Genomic DNA, 15,749 nt, shown 5'->3' on the forward strand with positions numbered 1-15,749 from the left:
AGCCCTTGCGCCCACCGCCTTCACCCGCCACATCCCCAGCATGATCGAGGCTCCCACTGGCATCGCGCTCGCGGTCGAGCCTCTGGTCACCCGTGTCTTGGCGCCCAACCCGTCGCCTTTCACCTATACCGGCACCCAGACCTACCTTATCGGCACTACCGAACTGGCAGTGATCGATCCCGGTCCCGACGATCCCGCGCATCTCGACGCGCTCCTCGCCGCGATCAACGGCTGCCCTGTCACTGCGATCCTGTGCACCCACACCCATCGCGACCACAGTCCCGGCGCCGCCGCGCTGAAGGCCGCCACCGGTGCCCCGATAATCGGCTGCGCCCCGCTCACCCTCGAAGACGCCGGCCCCCGCGCCGACGCCGCCTTCGACACCGGTTATGCCCCCGATCGCGTCCTCGCCGATGGGGAGAGCATCACCGGCCCCGACTGGACCCTCACTGCAGTCGCCACCCCCGGGCACACGTCGAATCATCTCGCCTTCGCGCTACCGCAAGCAGGCGCGCTGTTCACCGGCGACCATGTCATGGGCTGGTCGACTACCGTCGTCGCCCCCCCCGACGGCGACATGGCGGCATACATGGCCAGCCTCGACAAATTGATGTCGCGCGAAGACCGCATCTATTTCCCCGCGCATGGCGATCCGATCGAGAAACCCCGCCGCTTCGTCCGCGGGCTGATGGGCCACCGCAAGCAGCGCGAGGGCCAGATCCTCCGTCTGCTGCGCGAGGACATCGGCGCGGTCCCCGAAATGGTCGAGCGCATGTATGTCGGCCTCGATCCGCGCCTCACCGGTGCCGCCGGCCGCTCGGTGCTCGCCCATCTGCTCGATCTGCGCGCGCGCGGCCTCGTCCAGGGGGAGGGCGATGCGTGGAAGATAGCCGCGTGAAGCGCTGGGGCTGCCTCAAGTTCGGCGCATTGCTCGCCGCGCTCGTCCTTGCGATCGGCGCCGGCTTCTGGTTCCTCGGCGATACGGTCAAGAGCCAGTTCCGCGGCCCCGATCCGGTCACCGTCGCGCAAGCGAGCCTGCAAGGGCTGCGCGAGCAGAACCGCCTCTCCACCTTCGCCGCGCGCTATGTCGCGGTGGTCACTTCGAAGCAGAGCCGCCTCGGCATGACCGCCGAGAAGACGCTGATCATGCCCGGCATGGTCCGTTACGAAGTTGATCTGGCCAAGCTCCAGCAGAAGAGCCTGTCATGGGACGCCGCGACCAACCGGCTCACCATCCTGCTCCCGCCGCTCGAAGTGATCGGCCCCGACGTCGATCTCGATGGTATCCGCGAATATTCGCAAGGCGGGCTGCTGATGCGCTTCACCGATGTCGAAAAGCAGCTCGACGCCGCCAATCGCAAGTCCGGCCAGCAGGAACTGATCCGCCAGGCCCGCGGCCCCACGCCGATGAAGCTCGCCAAGGAGGCTACTCGCCGCGCGATCGAGCGCAGCTTCGCGATGCCGCTCAAGGCCGCCGGGCTCGACGCCAGGGTCGCGGTATTCTTCCCCGACGAGCGCCCGACCGAGGACTGGGATCGATCGCGCCGCCCCGAGGATGTCCTCGCCAACAAATGGTAGCCGCTCGCGCACCCTTGGGTTAGCTTCGCGTCTGCGTGAACATGAAGGGGATGGGCATGGCGACGCAGGCGACACCGCTTCCGGGATATGGCCGCGACGATCGTTTCTTCCTGACGATGGCAGTCGCGATGGCGCTGATCATCGTCGCCGGCTTCACGCTTCAGCTCGCAATGGGCCGGTCGAGCTTCGCCTCGCCGCCGCTCGTCCATCTCCACGCGATCGTCTTTTTCGGTTTCATCACGCTCTACGTCGTGCAGAACGTTTTCGTCACCCGCGGCTCGATCGCGTTCCACCGCCGTCTCGGCTGGATCGGCGCGGTCTGGGCGAGCGCGATGGTGGTGATCGGCATCACTATCACCGCGACGATGGTCCGGAACGGCACCACCCCGTTCTTCTTTCTCCCTGCTTATTTCCTCGTGATGAACTCGCTGAGCATCCTGTGCTTCGGCGGCCTGCTCGCTGCCGCGATCCTGCTCCGGCGACGCACCGAATGGCACCGCCGCCTCGTTTATTGCGCCGTGGCGGTGCTTACCGGACCCGCGTTCGGCCGGCTGCTGCCGATGCCGCTGCTGATCCCCTATGCCGGCTGGGCGGTGTTCGCCGCAGTGATGGTCTGGCCGTTGATCGGCATCCTCGCCGATCGGCGACGGCACGGCGCGGTCCATCCGGCCTGGGCGTGGGGCGTGGGCGCGCTGATCGCCACGCAGCTCGCCACCGCATGGATCCCCCATACCCCGCTCGGCATCGCGCTCTACGCCGCCGTGACTGTGGGCCACCCCGGCGCCCAAATCGCACCGCTGGAGTTTCCCCCGCCGCCCGCAGGTCCCTTGATCACCGGGCGTTAGACCGCCATTTGGGAGCCGTATCGTTCCCCGAAAGGCGCACCGACCCAATGGACGCACGTAATGGCATCGGCGGAAGCCTGACAGGTCTCGACCTTCGCACGGAGATCGATCGGCTGCGCAAGGAGCGCAACGCCGTCATTCTCGCGCATTATTACCAGAAGCCCGAGCTCCAGGACCTCGCCGATTTCGTCGGCGACAGCCTCGATCTCTCGCGCAAGGCCGCCGAGACCGACGCCGACGTCATTGCGTTCTGCGGCGTGCGCTTCATGGCCGAAACCGCCAAGATCCTGTCGCCCGACAAGATCGTCGTACTCCCCGACATGAACGCCGGCTGCAGCCTCGAAGACAGCTGCCCGCCCGACCAGTTCGCCGCCTTCCGCGCGAAGCACCCGGATCACATCGCGCTGACCTACATCAATTGCTCGGTCGAAGTGAAAGCGCTGAGCGACATTATCGTCACCAGTTCCAGCGCCGAGAAGATCCTGAGCCAGATCCCGGAAAGCCAGAAGATCATCTTCGGCCCCGATCGCAATCTCGGCGGCTATCTCACCCGGACGCTCGGCCGCGAGATGTTGCTCTGGCCCGGTGTGTGCATCGTCCATGAGGCGTTCTCGGAAACCGAATTGCTCAAGCTCAAGGCGCAGCACCCGGGAGCGCCGATCGCCGCGCATCCCGAATGCCCGCCGCACATCCTCGATCACGCCGATTATGTCGGATCGACCCGCGGCATCCTCGATTTCGCCAAGAGCTTCCCCGGTCAGACCCTGATCGTCGCCACCGAGCCGCACATCATTCACCAGATGGAAAAGGCGCTGCCGAGCAAGAATTTCATCGGGGCCCCCGGCGCGGACGGCAACTGCAACTGCAACATCTGCCCGTACATGGCACTCAACAACATGGAGAAGCTCTACCTCGCGCTGCGCGACCTGAACCCGCGCATCGAGATCGAGGAAGGCATGCGGCTCAAGGCGAAGCACAGCCTCGATCGCATGCTCGAGATGGCGAGCGCCACGGTGGGGCAGGGCGATCTCGGCCCGGTCCCCGCGGTTGGCGGTGACCCCCGCAAGGGCGACTAGGCTTTCCAGAATCCCTCATCCCGGCCCTGTGCCGGAACCCATATGCCGCGACGGAGAAGCTGGAAGCGAGAATGCGTCGCTGCCTCCTGGTGGACCCCGGAACAAGTCCGGGGTGACGGACAGGGCCGGCTACACCGTGACCATGTCGTAGACGACCACCTTGCCCCACAGATGCTCGCACTTCGCGATGAAGTCCTTGTGCACCGGATGGTCCTGATAGGTCTTCTGGTCGGCGACATTGTCGAACACCAGCATCTCGGAGACGTGGAAGCTCGAATCGACTACGTCGCGCTGCTCGGTCGATGCCGGAACACCCACCTCGAGGCGACGCACCACCTCTACCTTGCCGAGCCCGCGCACACCCGCGATCAGCGCGTCGCGGTCTGCGGTCGAGCCCGGGTTCTTCAGCCAGAAGAAGACGTGGTGGACGATCTTCCCGCCGGCGGGTGCTGCCGCGGCAGGGTTGGCCGCCACTGCCGCCGCGCCCAGCGCGACGCCCTTCATTGCGTCCCTGCGATTGATTGGCATCTTTGCATCTCATCCTTCCGCTATCGCCGGCCGCCGCGGCGTGGTCCGCCGGATACAGTCTTCGTGCGAGAGCTTCGGGTCAAGGGAGGGCATGGAACCGCGCGCGATCCCCAGCGCTTAGCCTTTCATGCCGCGTTACTATTTGAACCTTTTCAACGATGTCGACGCGATGGATGAGGAAGGCTCCGACTTTCCCGATCTCGGCAAGGCGCGGAGCGCCGCAATGGAGGCAGCGCGCGAGCTGATTGCCGATCATGTGACCAAGGCGCGGCCGGTCGATCTCGGTCATCGCATCGAGGTGACGGATGAAAAGGGCCAAGTACTCGTGGTGGTCAGGTTCCGCGAAGTCATCACGCTTACTGACGATTCAGCTGCTCAGGATTAGGTCACGACTATAATCCGTGTTATTGGTGTTCGTATCATCGGTATATGCCTCGCAGGCGCCGATGGCTGAGAGATGTTCGCGCTCCCGCTTGCATACGGGAGAATGGCGATGAGTTGCACGGACCAGGCCGACTTCGGCCCGTTCATTGAGCGATTGACTGCCCGCTCGGTACTGAGCGAGGAAGAGAAGCAGGCGATCCTCGGGCTCCCGGGCCATGCTGTTCACGTGCGCGCCAAACAGGATTTCGTGCACATCAACGAAGAGACCGCGTACAGCTGCTTCGTGGTTTCGGGGCTGGTCGGTCGAACGGGCCAGACTGCGGCCGGCGCACGGCAGATCACTGCCTTTCACATTCCGGGCGATATGCCCGACCTCAGCTCCGCGGTGCGGCCCGTCGGAGTCGGCGGCCTGACTGCGCTCTGTGATACCGTGATATTGCGGATTCCGCACGTCGCGATCCGCAATCTGATGGCGCGCTATCCGGCCGTTGCCGAAGCTTTCTGGCGAGACACGATGCTCGACGCGGCAATTCTCCTGCAATGGGTGATCAATGTCGGCAGGCGTGATGCGCGGAGCCGGCTCGCGCACATCCTGTGCGAGATGTCGATCCGGTACGGCCGCGATCGGGAAATCCTGACGGAATATGATTTCCCCATCACCCAGGAACAGCTCGGCGATGCCGCGGCGCTGACCTCGGTGCACGTGAATCGCTCGCTGAAGAGTCTTCGTCAGGAAGGGGCGGTCACGATCAGGAGCGGCAAGGTCCGGATCGCCGACTGGGACAAGCTCGTCGCGATCGGCGACTTCGAATCCTCCTATCTCGTGGCGGACACCGGACCCGAGCGGCAGAGGCGCTTGCTCAGCGCGGCCTAGGGGGACCCGGCCTAGGCCGCGTCCACGTCCACGCCGAACAGCGGCAGCGCATCGGCTGGCCCGGCCTCGGTCTCGAAGTTCGACACCGTAACCCCCACCAGCCGGATTCCTTTCTCCGGCGGCAGCACCAGTCCGATCAGTTCGCGGCTCGCCGTGCGTAGCGCCGCCTGGGTGCGGACCGCCGACGCGAAGCTCTTGCTCCGCGTGATCAGCTTGAAGTCGCCGAACTTGATCTTCACCGTCACCGTGCGCCCGAACGCCTGCGCCTTGTCGCACCAGTCCCAGACCTCATCGGCCATGCGCAGCGCGCCCGCCTCGATCTCGGCCGGCTCGGTCAGATCGCGGTCGAAAGTGGTTTCGGATCCTGAGGATTTGCGCTCGCGCGACGGGTTCACCGGCCGCTCGTCCTCGCCGCGCGCAATGGCGTGATACCATTCGGCCGCGCTGCCGAAATGCGCGCGCAGGAAATCGAGCGACTTGTCACGCAAATCCGCTCCGGTCTCGATCCCCAGCCGCTTCATCTTGGCCGCGGTTACCGGCCCCACGCCGTGGAAGCGCCCCACCGGCAGCGTCTCCACCCATGCCGCGCCCATCTCGGGAGTCACGGCGAACTGGCCATTGGGCTTGCGCTGGTCCGAGGCGAGCTTGGCGAGGAACTTGTTGTACGAAATCCCCGCCGAGGCAGTGAGCTTGGTCTCCTCGAGAATTCGCGCACGGATCTCTTTCGCGGTTGCCCAAGCCGTTTCGATCCCGCGGCGGTTGGCGGTTACGTCGAGATAGGCCTCGTCGAGCGACAGCGGCTGGATCAGCTCGGTATAGTCGGCGAAGATCGCGTGGATCTGTTTCGACACCGCCTTGTACACCTCGAACTGCGGCTTGACGAAGACCAGCTCGGGGCAGCGCCTGAGCGCCGTCACCGAAGGCAGCGCGGATCGCACGCCGAATGTCCGCGCTTCATAGCTCGCCGCCGCCACCACCCCGCGCGCCGCGGCATAGCCCACTGCCACCGGGCGCCCCCGCAATTCGGGCGCATCGCGTTGCTCGACCGACGCATAAAAGGCGTCCATGTCGATGTGGATGATTTTCCGGGCAGGCGGGTTGCTCACGCCCCGGTCTAGCGCGTCCCGAACAATAGGGGAACGGCAAAGCCGGAAGCGAGAGGGTGATCGGTCGAGTGTGAAGGGGCAACTCTCTGGAGCTGCCCCTTGCCGGTTCAGTTGTCGCGATCGAAACGGTCGGCGCGCTGGCCCAGCAGCGTAACCTCGACGCGGCGGTTGAGGCGCATCCCCTCGGGCGTATTGTTGGTGGCGACCGGCTCGCGCTCGCCATGCCCCTCGACGCGGAACCGCGCGCGAGTCACACCCATTTCGTCGAACGCGGATCGCACGCTATCGGCGCGGCGCTCCGACAAGACCTGGTTGTGCGCGTCGCTGCCGCGCGAATCGGTATGGCCGATGATCGCGACGCGGACGCCGGAATTGGCGCGAAGATAGCCTGCGAGCGGCCGCAGCTTTTCGATCGCGCCCTGGCGCAGATCGGCGCTGTCGGTCCGGAAGAGCACGTCTTCCTGCAGCGTCATCGTTGCGCCGAGCGGGGTCTGGCGAAAGCGGTAGTTGCGCATCGCGCCGCGGTCCCAGTCGCCGCCGCGATCGGGAACTACGACGACTTCGTCGCGCGACGACCAGTCGAATCCGCCGCGGCTCGGGCGCGCGATCTCGATGAACACCCGGTTGGCCCGCTCGGCTTCGCGGCGATTGATCCGGCCGTCGCGATTGGTGTCGAAATTGCGCATGACGAAGGCGCGGCCACGATTGGTATTGCGCAACTCGCGGTGGAGCAGGGGCACACCGGCGCCGACCAGCCGATATTCCCGGTCACCTGCGCGACCGCCGCTCCAATCCCAGTTTCGCTGCTGCGCGATTGCCGGGCTGCAAGTGGCGAGGATCGCTGCCGAAGCGGCGAGGGCGCGAAACGCCTGTTTCTGAAACTGCATTGTACGTCTCCATGGCCCCCGCCATGACGCGTCTGTGCCCACTGCGCGTTGAACCTGATCTGAGGATCCCCGACAGGTCAGGTTCACCGCAAGGCCCCTCCCGTGGCGGATACCCTCCCTTCGACCTGTCGAGATCCCGACTTCCGCCGGGATGCCCCGAGATGTAGAGCCCCTGCATGCCCTTCACCCTCGACCATTTCGACCTCCATGCCTTCGTCCGTGCCACGCTAGCCGAGGATCTCGGCACCGCCGGCGATATCACTTCCGCTGCGGTCATCCCTGCCGACGCGGTCTTCGAAGGCGTCATGGACAGCCGTGACGCGATCACGGTTGCCGGGTTGCCGATCGCTGAAGCGTTCTTCCGCGCGCTCGACCCGACAGTGGAGATTGAATCGCTGGTCGAGGACGGACAAAGCGTGCCTGCCGGCACCGACCTTCTCCGGCTCCGTGGCAAGGCCCGCGCGATGCTCACCGCCGAGCGCTCGGCGCTCAACACCGTCCAGCATCTCTCGGGCATCGCCACGCTCACCCGCGCCTATGTCGATGCGATCGGCGGCACCGGTGCGACCTTGCTCGACACGCGCAAGACCATCCCCGGCCTGCGCGTGCTCGAGAAGTATGCCACCCGCATGGGCGGCGCGCAGAACCACCGGATGGGGCTGTGGGACGCGGCGATGATCAAGGACAATCATGTCGGCGTCGCGGGCTCGATCGGCGAGGCGGTGCGCCGCGCGGTCGCCGCGGGGATCGATCGCATCATCGTCGAGGTCGATCGCATCGACCAGATCGCGCCCGCGCTCGAAGCCGGCGGCACCCATCTGCTGCTCGACAACATGGCTCCTGCGATGCTTCGCGAGGCCGTCGCTTTGGTCGCGGGCAGGGTGCCGACCGAGGCGTCGGGTGGCGTCCGCCTCGACACGATCGGCGCGATCGCGGCCAGCGGCGTCACTTATGTCAGCGTCGGTCGCCTGACCCAGTCGGCGCCGGCCGCCGATATCGGACTGGACTTCACCACCGCCTGCGCACGGCTTGCAATGTAGGACTTCATCTGTTGCAATATGCTGCCCAAGGTCGGTTGGCCCCGGGGCGATTGGCTCTTTGAACCTGTCTATGCGCGTAGCGCGCTGCGCAATATCGTTTCAACTTTGCGTAAGTTTCAGTCGAGATTGTTCGCGTTACCGCAAACGGAGTCAATTTAGCGGGGTCGCCAAGCCTCCATTCATCCCTTTGGCGGCTGCTCGATGGTCACGCTCGCCGGGTGATGCTTGTCGAGATGCTTCCTGATGATTTTCAGATTGCGCGAGTTCGAGCGGAAAAACAGATCGGGAATCGCGCCGACCCACGGGATCATACCAAGCGCCCAGTCGAAGCCGACATTGCCCGCCATCCGCGCGATCTGCGTCTTCGACATGCCCAGATTGCGCGCTTCCCACGCCATATAGGCGCCCATCGCCGCGGCGACGGTGGTGCCGATCCCGGGGATGAGATCGAGCACTACGTCGAGACCGACCGGAAAGCGCGTGCCGGGAATGGTGAAGCTGCGCTCGAGCAGATGCTCCATCGCCTCGATCCGGCGGCGGATATGCGCGGGATCCTTGCCCAGCGGCAGATCCTTCGCCGCCGCGCCCCATCCCGTTGCCATTCGCTCCGGTCTTGCCACCATATCACTCCGTCTCGTTTCGCAGGTGATTCAACGGGTGCCAGCCGCGCGTGTTCCCCTGCCATGCCCCGAGCCGCAGCGCGACCAGCGACCAGCGCAGTGGCTGCGCGATCGGGATCCAGGCGCCATCGGCGGTCAATGCCGCGTCGGCTTCGGCGATCCGCTGCGCGCGTGCCGGCAGATCGGCTGCCTCGCGTCCCGCGGCAATCAGCGCCCCGGCCTGCTCCGAGCAGGCGACGCACGCCGTCTGCACGAACCAGCGGCCGCTATCATAGGGCGCGATCGCGTCGATCAGCCGCAGATCGGCAGAGTCGGCCGGGCCGACGCGCTGCGGCGTGATGCCGATCCGCAGCATCGCCTCGGCGAGATGCGCCCAGACCAGAGTCGCGCCGGGGCCCGAGGGGAGGGCGATCCGCAGCGTCAACGGCTCGGGATGCGCCCGCCGCCACGCCGCCACTCGATCGCGCGCCGTCTGCTGTCGCGCATCGAGCGCGAGCGGCGCCCAATCGGGTCGGACGGGTGGCGCGGCGGAGTCGAGCTGGCTCGGCAATATCGTCTCCAGCGGCGTCCATTCGGGACGCACCGCCTGAGTGAGCGCCGCCCGGTCGATCGCCATGGCGATGGCAGCCCGATTGCTCGCTTCGGCAAGGAAGCCTTCGCGTTGGAGCACTGCGAGACCGAACAGCCCCAGCGGCTGCTCGACGTGGAGATTGGCGGGCGCGATCTCGGCCTGGGCCACGATCGGCCAGTCGGTGAAGCTCCCGCCGAGGATCAGGTCGGATTCGCGAGCCTTGAACCGTGCGAGCGCCAGCGCGGCGCGTTCGCCCAGCAGGTGTACGGTTTCCTCCGGTTCGGGCGCAGCCTTGCCGGTGCCTGGGTCCGGTACGGGGCTCAGCAGCACGCCCCGCGCCCTCGACTGGGCGCGGAAGGGGCCGCTGCCGTCGAGCGTGCCGGTGCGGAACACCGCCAGCTCGGGCTGGGCGAACAGCTTGAGCAGATCGGGCCGCGGCCGCTTCAGCCGCACTTCGATCACCGTCGGGGTCATCTCGACGATCTCGTCGACGACCGCGAGGAACGGCGCGAGGGCGTTGCGGCTGCCCGGGGCCGCGGCCCGCCGGAGCACGCGCACGACTTGCGCCGCGGTGACCGGCGCACCGTCTGGCCAATAACTCTCGCGCAGGCGGAAAATATAGCTGCGCCCGTCGTCGATGACGATCCAGCGCTCGGCTAGCGCCGCCTCGATCTGCCCAGTGGCGTCGAACCGCACAAGCCCTTGCGCGGTCGCGCCCATCAGCACGCGTTCGGTGGAGTCGAGCTGTCCGGCGCTGGGATCGGCCAGTTTCGTCTCGCCGCCGATGACGCTGACCACCACGGGGGCGTCGTCCTTGCGCTGGCCGGTGCTGCATCCTTCCGCCGCCAGCGCGAGGCCAAGCAGAACAACAAGGAGAGTCGATCGCTGCATCGGGGCTTCCGCTGGTGGAGACGAGGCGGGTGTATGATCCGCGCTCCGCGCTGCCAACCCCCCGTCCCTCGAATGCCGCGTGTCAGCCGATCGGCGGGGTGTTGGGGCACGGACTCGGGGAACCTGCAGTCATTCGAAGGGTTCTTTCCGCCGACTGACCCAAGGGAGTAGTTCGATGGTGCGTATATTCGGAATGGCCGCGACTGCAGTGGCGGCACTCTCGTTGGCGGCGACGCCGGCGATCGCCGCACAAGGTTCGGCGTCGAAGCTGTCGCTTCGCGCGTCGACCGCCAGCGAGAAGGAATCGGATCTCGCGGGCGCGCCGATCATTGCAATCCTCGGCGTGGCGGCGATCGTCGCCGGCGGCGTGATCATCGCCACCCAGGATGATGATCCCGACAGCCCGTAGGTATTGGTGCGGACGGCGGGACTCGAACCCGCACGCCCCGAGGGGCAGAAGATTTTAAGTCTCCGGCGTCTACCGGTTCCGCCACGTCCGCACGCTAGCCTTGCCAAGCGCATGAGGCCGAAACCGTCAAGCGGTTCCGGCCTCATCTGCGTTTCGAAAGATGGCGTGGCGCTCAGACGTTGAGGCGAACGCGCATTTCCTTGCCGGGCTTGAAATAGGGCACGCGCTTGGGCGCGACGTCGACGGTTTCCCCGGTCCGCGGATTGCGGCCAGTGCGACCGTCGCGCGCGCGGGTGGAGAAGGCGCCGAAGCCGCGCAGCTCGACGCGGCCATCCTCGGTCAGGCGGCCGACAATGTCATCGAAGAAGACCGAGACGATCTTCTCGACCTCGCGTGCCGACAGGCCGGGATTGTCATCCACCAACAATTGCACGAGTTCCGAACGGATCATCCGCACCCTCCCTTGGCACACGCGGACCGCGGTCGTCCGACGCGGCTAATCCCCAACGCAGCGCCTGCTCTAGCGCCGTTTCCCAACTTGCATCAACCCGAAGATTAACAGTTTAGGGGATTTATTTGACACGGCGAAGGGGAAGCGGCCGAAACCGCTCCCCCAAAGCTGCGTCAGTTCTTCTCGTTGTTGCGGGCCTTGAGGGCCTCGCCGAGAATGTCGCCCAGCGACGCGCCCGAGTCGGACGAGCCATATTGCTGAACGGCTTGCTTCTCTTCGGCGATCTGCATCGCCTTGACCGAGAAGGTCGGCTTCTTCGAACGATCGAAACCGGTGACCATCGCGTCAAACTTCTGCGCGACCTGGAAGCGCTCGGGGCGCTGCTCGTCGCGGTCGCGGCCGAGATCGGTCCGCTTGATGAAGCCCGTCGCGCCGTCTTCGCCGACCTGAACCTCAAGGCCCGCGTCGCGGACTTCGAGAACGGTGACGGTGACCACTTGGTTCTTGTTGAGCTTGTCGCCTTCGCCAGCCACCACGGCCGCCGAAGGACCGCCGCGCTCGAGCTGCTTCATGCCGAGGCTGATGCGCTCCTTGTCGGGCTCGATCGCGAGCACGATCGCTTTAACGGTCTCGCCCTTGCGATGCAGGTTGAGCGCGTCCTCGCCCGAGATACCCCAGGCGATGTCCGACATGTGGACCATGCCGTCGACGTCGTTGTCGAGGCCGATGAACAGGCCGAACTCGGTGGCGTTCTTGACTTCGCCTTCGACTTCGCTGCCGACCGGATGAGCTGCCGCGAAGGCCTCCCACGGGTTCGAGATCGCCTGCTTGAGGCCCAGCGAGATGCGGCGCTTCTCGGCGTCGACCTCGAGGACGACCACGTCGACTTCCTGCGAAGTCGAGACGATCTTGCCCGGATGGACGTTCTTCTTGGTCCAGCTCATCTCGGAGACGTGGACGAGGCCCTCGATGCCCGCTTCGAGCTCGACGAACGCGCCGTACTCGGTGATGTTGGTCACGCGGCCGGTGAGCTTCGCGCCGACCGGATACTTTTCTGCGGCGCCATCCCACGGATCGCTCTCGAGCTGCTTCATGCCGAGGCTGATGCGCTGCGTGTCGCGGTTGATGCGGATGATCTGCACCTTCACCGTGTCACCGATGTTGAGCACTTCGCTCGGGTGATTGACGCGCTTGTAGCTGAGGTCGGTGACGTGGAGCAGGCCGTCGATGCCGCCCAGGTCGACGAACGCACCGTAATCGGTGATGTTCTTGACGACGCCGTCGATCACCTGGCCTTCGGCCAGCGACTGGATCAGGCCCGAACGCTGCTCGGCGCGGGTTTCCTCAAGCACCGCGCGACGCGACACGACGATGTTGCCGCGCTTGCGGTCCATCTTGAGGATCTGGAAGGGCTGGGGGATGTCCATCAGCGGCGTGACGTCGCGCACCGGACGGATATCGACTTGCGAACCGGGGAGGAAGGCCACCGCGCCCGAAAGGTCGACAGTGAAGCCGCCCTTGACGCGGCCGAAGATGACGCCCTCGACGCGTGCGGTCTTGGCGAATTCGGTTTCGAGCGTGTCCCAGGCGGCTTCGCGGCGGGCGCGGTCGCGGCTGAGCATTGCTTCGCCGTTCGCATTCTCGACGCGGTCGACATAAACTTGGACTTCGTCGCCGACCTTGAGATCGGCCTTCTGGCCTGGCGCTGCGAATTCGCGCAGCGGCACGCGGCCTTCGGACTTCAGGCCGACGTCGATGACCGCGAGGTCGTTTTCGATGCCGGTGACGGTGCCGATGACGACGCGGCCTTCAAAGCTTTCTGCGCCACCGAGAGTTTGTTCGAGGAGCGCCGCGAAATCGTCGCGGCTGGGGTTTGCCGTAGTGGCCATAAAAGTTCAGTTCCTACTTCACGTTTTTTCCGGCCGGCTGGTTGAATCCAGCGGTCTTGGAGGCCGAAATTGCCGCGGCGGCCGAATGCCGGTCGCGGCATCCGTGCGGACGAGAACTCAGCGGAGGACCAGACGCGACAAGTGCGAAAAGGGCGCGGCAGAATCGTTTCTCCGCGCCATACCTCCGCGAGCCATGCTCGCAGGACGGGCGGCCCATAGCCGAACCGGGCCGATGAGGCAAGGCGAACGCGCCTTCGTTCGTGACGTTCAGCCCCCGGCGCGCGTCCGTTGCTCGACCAGCGCGATCGCCCGCTGCACCGCCGCGTCGATCGAGAGGAAGCTGGTGTCGAGCACGGCTGCATCCTCGGCCTGACGCATCGGCGCTTCGGAGCGCTGCGAATCGCGCTCGTCGCGCGTTCGGATGTCAGCGAGCACCTTGTCGAGACTGGTGTCGGCACCCTGTTTGCGCAGTTCGAGGTGGCGTCGTTGTGCGCGAATCGTCGGGGTCGCCTTGACGAACAGCTTCACCTCGGCGTCGGGCGCGATCACCGTACCGATATCGCGTCCGTCGAGCACTGCGCCGCCGGGCTGCCGGGCGAAGTTGCGTTGGCGCTCGAGCAAGGCGGCGCGCACCGGGGGGTGCGCCGAGACCACCGAAGCCAGCCTGCCGACCTCATCGGTGCGCAGCCACGGGTCGCCGAGCAACTCGTCCTCGAACCCGCAGGAAGCGACCGCATCGGCCTCCGAGGCCGGCTCCAGTCCAGCGCGCAACAAGGTCGCCGCAACGGCGCGATAGAGCAGGCCGGTATCGAGGTGCGGCAAGTTATAGTGGCGCGCCAGTGCGCGGGCGATGGTGCCCTTGCCCGAAGCAGCCGGTCCGTCGACGGCGATGATCATGCGCCCGCGTTCGCCGCGCACGGGCGGTGCGTCAAGGGGGATCCTCAAGACACGGACCGATCCGAAGGGGCTGGCGAGACCAGCATGTCGCAACGATTCGTGCCCGCGCGGCATTGCGTCGCCCGGCTCTCGTATTTGCCGCCAATTGGTGTTGAGCGAATTAGGTCAGGCTGCGCGACGAGACCCGGGCGAGCGAGGCCAGCGGGCTCGGTGCGGACAGCATCCCGATCGTTTGGCCCACCGCCCGTGTTCCGGAGACCGGCCGTTTTCAATCCTCCCGGTTTTTGACGGGGGATTCTGACGTGTCCCGCGGGTTGCCAGAAGCCGGTGGCGCTGTAGCCCTGCTAGAGATCAGGTGACCGGTCAGGCCACGAGAAGCGATTCCATAACGCCGAAGAAGCCCGGATAGCTCGTGGCGACCGGCGATACGTCGTCAATCGTGATCGCGCGCCGGGCGCCGAGCCCGGCGATCGCCATGCTCATCGCGATCCGGTGGTCGAGCTTCGAGGCGATATGCGCGGCGCCTGGGAGAAGTTCGCCCCCCGATCCCTCGATCGTCAGCCCGTCCTCGTGCTCGATGGTGGAGACGCCTGCGGCTTCGAGCGCAATGCGCATCGTCGCAATCCGGTCCGATTCCTTGACGCGTAGCTCGTGCGCGCCGCGCGCGACGGTGCGGCCCTGGGCGAACGCCGCCGCCACGAACAGGATGGGATATTCGTCGATCATGCTCGGCGCGAGCGCGGGCGGCACTTCGATCGCGCTGAGCGGCGCGTGGCGCACGCGCAGATCGGCGACCGCTTCGCCCCCCATTTCGCGCGCGTCGATCTCGGAGATGTCGGCGCCCATCAGCTTGAGCGCAGTGATCAGTCCGGCGCGCGTGGGATTCATGCAGACGTTCCGGATCAGGATCTCGGAGCCCGGGACGATCGAGGCCGCGACCATCCAGAAGCCGGCGGAGGAGGGGTCCCCCGGCACCACGATGTGCTGGGGCTTCAACTCGGCCTCGCCCGTGATCGAGATGATCTTGCCGTCGGCGCCATCCTCGATCCGCAGATCGGCGCCGAACCCGCGGAGCATCCGCTCGCTATGATCGCGCGTCGGCACCGGCTCGATCACGCGGGTGATGCCGGGCGTGTTGAGCCCCGCGAGCAGCACCGCGGACTTCACCTGCGCCGATGCGACGGGGAGGGTATATTCGATCGGCACCGCGGGATTGAGCCCGCGCACCATCAGCGGCAGCCGCCCGCCGGGCGAGGCTGTGATGTCGGCGCCCATCCGCGACAGCGGCTCGATCACCCGGCCCATCGGGCGCCCCGAAAGCGACCCATCGCCGGTGAAGGTCGCAGTGATCGGATGGCTGGCCACCAGCCCCATCAGCAGCCGGGTCGACGTTCCCGAATTGCCCATGTCGAGCGCCGCTTGCGGCTGGAGCAGGCCGCCGACGCCGACGCCGTGGACGCGCCACACGCCATCCTCGTCGCGTGTGACATCCGCCCCCATCGCCCGCATTGCGGCGGCGGTGGCAAGCACATCCTCGCCCTCGAGCAGCCCTTCGATCCGGCTTTCGCCCACCGCGAGCGCCGAGAACATCAGCGATCGGTGACTGATCGATTTGTCCCCGGGGACGGTGACGGTGCCGCGCAGCGGACCGCGCGCGGAGAGAGTGAGGGGGCGAGGCTCTGGGTGCGACATTGCGCGCGGCT

At 66.3% G+C, this 15,749-nt stretch carries 17 protein-coding genes and 1 tRNA gene; 8 read left to right on the forward strand and 10 right to left on the reverse strand.

From position 1 onward, the window contains the following. The first annotated feature begins 40 nt into the window (after nt 1-40). Genes CVN68_RS21075 through nadA form a run of 4 tightly spaced genes read left to right on the forward strand, consistent with a single transcriptional unit; the run spans nt 41 to nt 3,499 of the window. A complete protein-coding gene (locus tag CVN68_RS21075) occupies nt 41-898 on the forward strand; it encodes an MBL fold metallo-hydrolase (protein WP_100284585.1) in 858 nt (285 codons plus the stop codon). Beyond that, nucleotides 880-1,578, forward strand: a complete 699-nt coding sequence (locus tag CVN68_RS21080; RefSeq protein ID WP_100283930.1) for a DUF4230 domain-containing protein — start codon at nt 880-882, stop codon at nt 1,576-1,578. The genes CVN68_RS21075 and CVN68_RS21080 overlap by 19 nt, the downstream gene beginning before the upstream one ends. Nucleotides 1,579-1,634: 56 nt before the next feature. Continuing rightward, complete coding sequence (locus tag CVN68_RS21085) at nt 1,635-2,423, forward strand: hypothetical protein (protein ID WP_100284586.1); 789 nt, start codon at nt 1,635-1,637, stop codon at nt 2,421-2,423. Between the two features lie 47 nt (nt 2,424-2,470). Continuing rightward, nucleotides 2,471-3,499 carry a quinolinate synthase NadA gene (gene nadA / locus CVN68_RS21090; RefSeq protein WP_100283931.1) on the forward strand — a complete coding sequence of 343 codons (1,029 nt, stop codon included), beginning with the start codon at nt 2,471-2,473 and terminating at the stop codon, nt 3,497-3,499. 129 nt (nt 3,500-3,628) lie between these two features. On the opposite strand, the gene CVN68_RS21095 is transcribed toward nadA, so the two are convergent. Next, nucleotides 3,629-4,027, reverse strand: a complete 399-nt coding sequence (locus tag CVN68_RS21095; RefSeq protein WP_100283932.1) for a Dabb family protein — start codon at nt 4,025-4,027, stop codon at nt 3,629-3,631. A 127-nt stretch (nt 4,028-4,154) separates the two neighbouring features. On the opposite strand from CVN68_RS21095, the gene CVN68_RS21100 reads away from it, so the two are divergent. Together CVN68_RS21100 and CVN68_RS21105 are read left to right on the forward strand one after the other, a co-directional pair. Continuing rightward, on the forward strand, nt 4,155-4,412 hold the full coding sequence (locus tag CVN68_RS21100; protein ID WP_100283933.1) for a DUF6894 family protein: 258 nt from the start codon (nt 4,155-4,157) through the stop codon (nt 4,410-4,412). Between the two features lie 108 nt (nt 4,413-4,520). Further along, nucleotides 4,521-5,285: a Crp/Fnr family transcriptional regulator gene (locus CVN68_RS21105; RefSeq protein ID WP_158299000.1), complete on the forward strand. Its 765-nt coding sequence runs from the start codon at nt 4,521-4,523 to the stop codon at nt 5,283-5,285. A gap of 11 nt (nt 5,286-5,296) precedes the next feature. Here the strand turns inward: CVN68_RS21105 and dinB are convergent, their stop codons facing one another. Both dinB and CVN68_RS21115 read right to left on the reverse strand, forming a co-directional pair. Beyond that, nucleotides 5,297-6,391: a DNA polymerase IV gene (dinB, locus tag CVN68_RS21110; protein WP_100283935.1), complete on the reverse strand. Its 1,095-nt coding sequence runs from the start codon at nt 6,389-6,391 to the stop codon at nt 5,297-5,299. A gap of 107 nt (nt 6,392-6,498) precedes the next feature. Continuing rightward, nucleotides 6,499-7,278, reverse strand: coding sequence for an OmpA family protein (locus CVN68_RS21115; protein ID WP_100283936.1), 780 nt, complete (start codon nt 7,276-7,278; stop codon nt 6,499-6,501). 176 nt (nt 7,279-7,454) lie between these two features. Here CVN68_RS21115 and nadC point away from each other — a divergent pair, with 176 nt between their 5' ends. Next, complete coding sequence (gene nadC / locus CVN68_RS21120) at nt 7,455-8,318, forward strand: carboxylating nicotinate-nucleotide diphosphorylase (RefSeq protein WP_100283937.1); 864 nt, start codon at nt 7,455-7,457, stop codon at nt 8,316-8,318. A gap of 179 nt (nt 8,319-8,497) precedes the next feature. Here the strand turns inward: nadC and CVN68_RS21125 are convergent, their stop codons facing one another. Both CVN68_RS21125 and CVN68_RS21130 read right to left on the reverse strand, forming a co-directional pair. Then, complete coding sequence (locus tag CVN68_RS21125) at nt 8,498-8,920, reverse strand: DUF4112 domain-containing protein (protein ID WP_100283938.1); 423 nt, start codon at nt 8,918-8,920, stop codon at nt 8,498-8,500. Nucleotides 8,921-8,942: 22 nt separating this feature from the next. Beyond that, a complete protein-coding gene (locus CVN68_RS21130) occupies nt 8,943-10,400 on the reverse strand; it encodes an ABC transporter substrate-binding protein (RefSeq protein WP_100283939.1) in 1,458 nt (485 codons plus the stop codon). Nucleotides 10,401-10,575: 175 nt separating this feature from the next. Here CVN68_RS21130 and CVN68_RS21135 point away from each other — a divergent pair, with 175 nt between their 5' ends. After that, a complete protein-coding gene (locus CVN68_RS21135; RefSeq protein ID WP_100283940.1) occupies nt 10,576-10,809 on the forward strand; it encodes a hypothetical protein in 234 nt (77 codons plus the stop codon). Between the two features lie 4 nt (nt 10,810-10,813). Here CVN68_RS21135 and CVN68_RS21140 read toward each other — a convergent pair. The 5 genes from CVN68_RS21140 to aroA form a co-directional block, all read right to left on the reverse strand. After that, a tRNA-Leu gene (locus tag CVN68_RS21140) sits at nt 10,814-10,900 on the reverse strand. Between the two features lie 81 nt (nt 10,901-10,981). Beyond that, nucleotides 10,982-11,260: an HU family DNA-binding protein gene (locus CVN68_RS21145; protein WP_100283941.1), complete on the reverse strand. Its 279-nt coding sequence runs from the start codon at nt 11,258-11,260 to the stop codon at nt 10,982-10,984. A 173-nt stretch (nt 11,261-11,433) separates the two neighbouring features. Continuing rightward, a complete protein-coding gene (gene rpsA / locus CVN68_RS21150; protein ID WP_100283942.1) occupies nt 11,434-13,149 on the reverse strand; it encodes a 30S ribosomal protein S1 in 1,716 nt (571 codons plus the stop codon). A 267-nt stretch (nt 13,150-13,416) separates the two neighbouring features. Beyond that, nucleotides 13,417-14,046 carry a (d)CMP kinase gene (locus CVN68_RS21155; protein ID WP_100283943.1) on the reverse strand — a complete coding sequence of 210 codons (630 nt, stop codon included), beginning with the start codon at nt 14,044-14,046 and terminating at the stop codon, nt 13,417-13,419. A 363-nt stretch (nt 14,047-14,409) separates the two neighbouring features. Continuing rightward, entirely contained in the window at nt 14,410-15,738 is a 1,329-nt protein-coding gene (aroA, locus tag CVN68_RS21160) for a 3-phosphoshikimate 1-carboxyvinyltransferase (RefSeq protein ID WP_100283944.1), read from the reverse strand. Nucleotides 15,739-15,749 lie beyond the last annotated feature (11 nt).

Source organism: Sphingomonas psychrotolerans, assembly GCF_002796605.1.
Classification (GTDB): Bacteria; Pseudomonadota; Alphaproteobacteria; order Sphingomonadales; family Sphingomonadaceae; genus Sphingomonas; species Sphingomonas psychrotolerans.

Coding starts and splice junctions, on each gene's coding strand:
- CVN68_RS21125 (WP_100283938.1), bottom strand. CDS start 8,920: ATGGCAACGGGATGGGGCGCGGCGGCGAAGGATCTGCCGCTGGGCAAG.
- nadC (WP_100283937.1), top strand. CDS start 7,455: ATGCCCTTCACCCTCGACCATTTCGACCTCCATGCCTTCGTCCGTGCC.
- CVN68_RS21155 (WP_100283943.1), bottom strand. CDS start 14,046: ATGATCATCGCCGTCGACGGACCGGCTGCTTCGGGCAAGGGCACCATC.
- CVN68_RS21095 (WP_100283932.1), bottom strand. CDS start 4,027: ATGCCAATCAATCGCAGGGACGCAATGAAGGGCGTCGCGCTGGGCGCG.
- aroA (WP_100283944.1), bottom strand. CDS start 15,738: ATGTCGCACCCAGAGCCTCGCCCCCTCACTCTCTCCGCGCGCGGTCCG.
- CVN68_RS21135 (WP_100283940.1), top strand. CDS start 10,576: ATGGTGCGTATATTCGGAATGGCCGCGACTGCAGTGGCGGCACTCTCG.
- CVN68_RS21130 (WP_100283939.1), bottom strand. CDS start 10,400: ATGCAGCGATCGACTCTCCTTGTTGTTCTGCTTGGCCTCGCGCTGGCG.
- CVN68_RS21105 (WP_158299000.1), top strand. CDS start 4,521: ATGAGTTGCACGGACCAGGCCGACTTCGGCCCGTTCATTGAGCGATTG.
- CVN68_RS21075 (WP_100284585.1), top strand. CDS start 41: ATGATCGAGGCTCCCACTGGCATCGCGCTCGCGGTCGAGCCTCTGGTC.
- CVN68_RS21115 (WP_100283936.1), bottom strand. CDS start 7,278: ATGCAGTTTCAGAAACAGGCGTTTCGCGCCCTCGCCGCTTCGGCAGCG.
- CVN68_RS21145 (WP_100283941.1), bottom strand. CDS start 11,260: ATGATCCGTTCGGAACTCGTGCAATTGTTGGTGGATGACAATCCCGGC.
- CVN68_RS21085 (WP_100284586.1), top strand. CDS start 1,635: ATGGCGACGCAGGCGACACCGCTTCCGGGATATGGCCGCGACGATCGT.
- CVN68_RS21100 (WP_100283933.1), top strand. CDS start 4,155: ATGCCGCGTTACTATTTGAACCTTTTCAACGATGTCGACGCGATGGAT.
- nadA (WP_100283931.1), top strand. CDS start 2,471: ATGGACGCACGTAATGGCATCGGCGGAAGCCTGACAGGTCTCGACCTT.
- rpsA (WP_100283942.1), bottom strand. CDS start 13,149: ATGGCCACTACGGCAAACCCCAGCCGCGACGATTTCGCGGCGCTCCTC.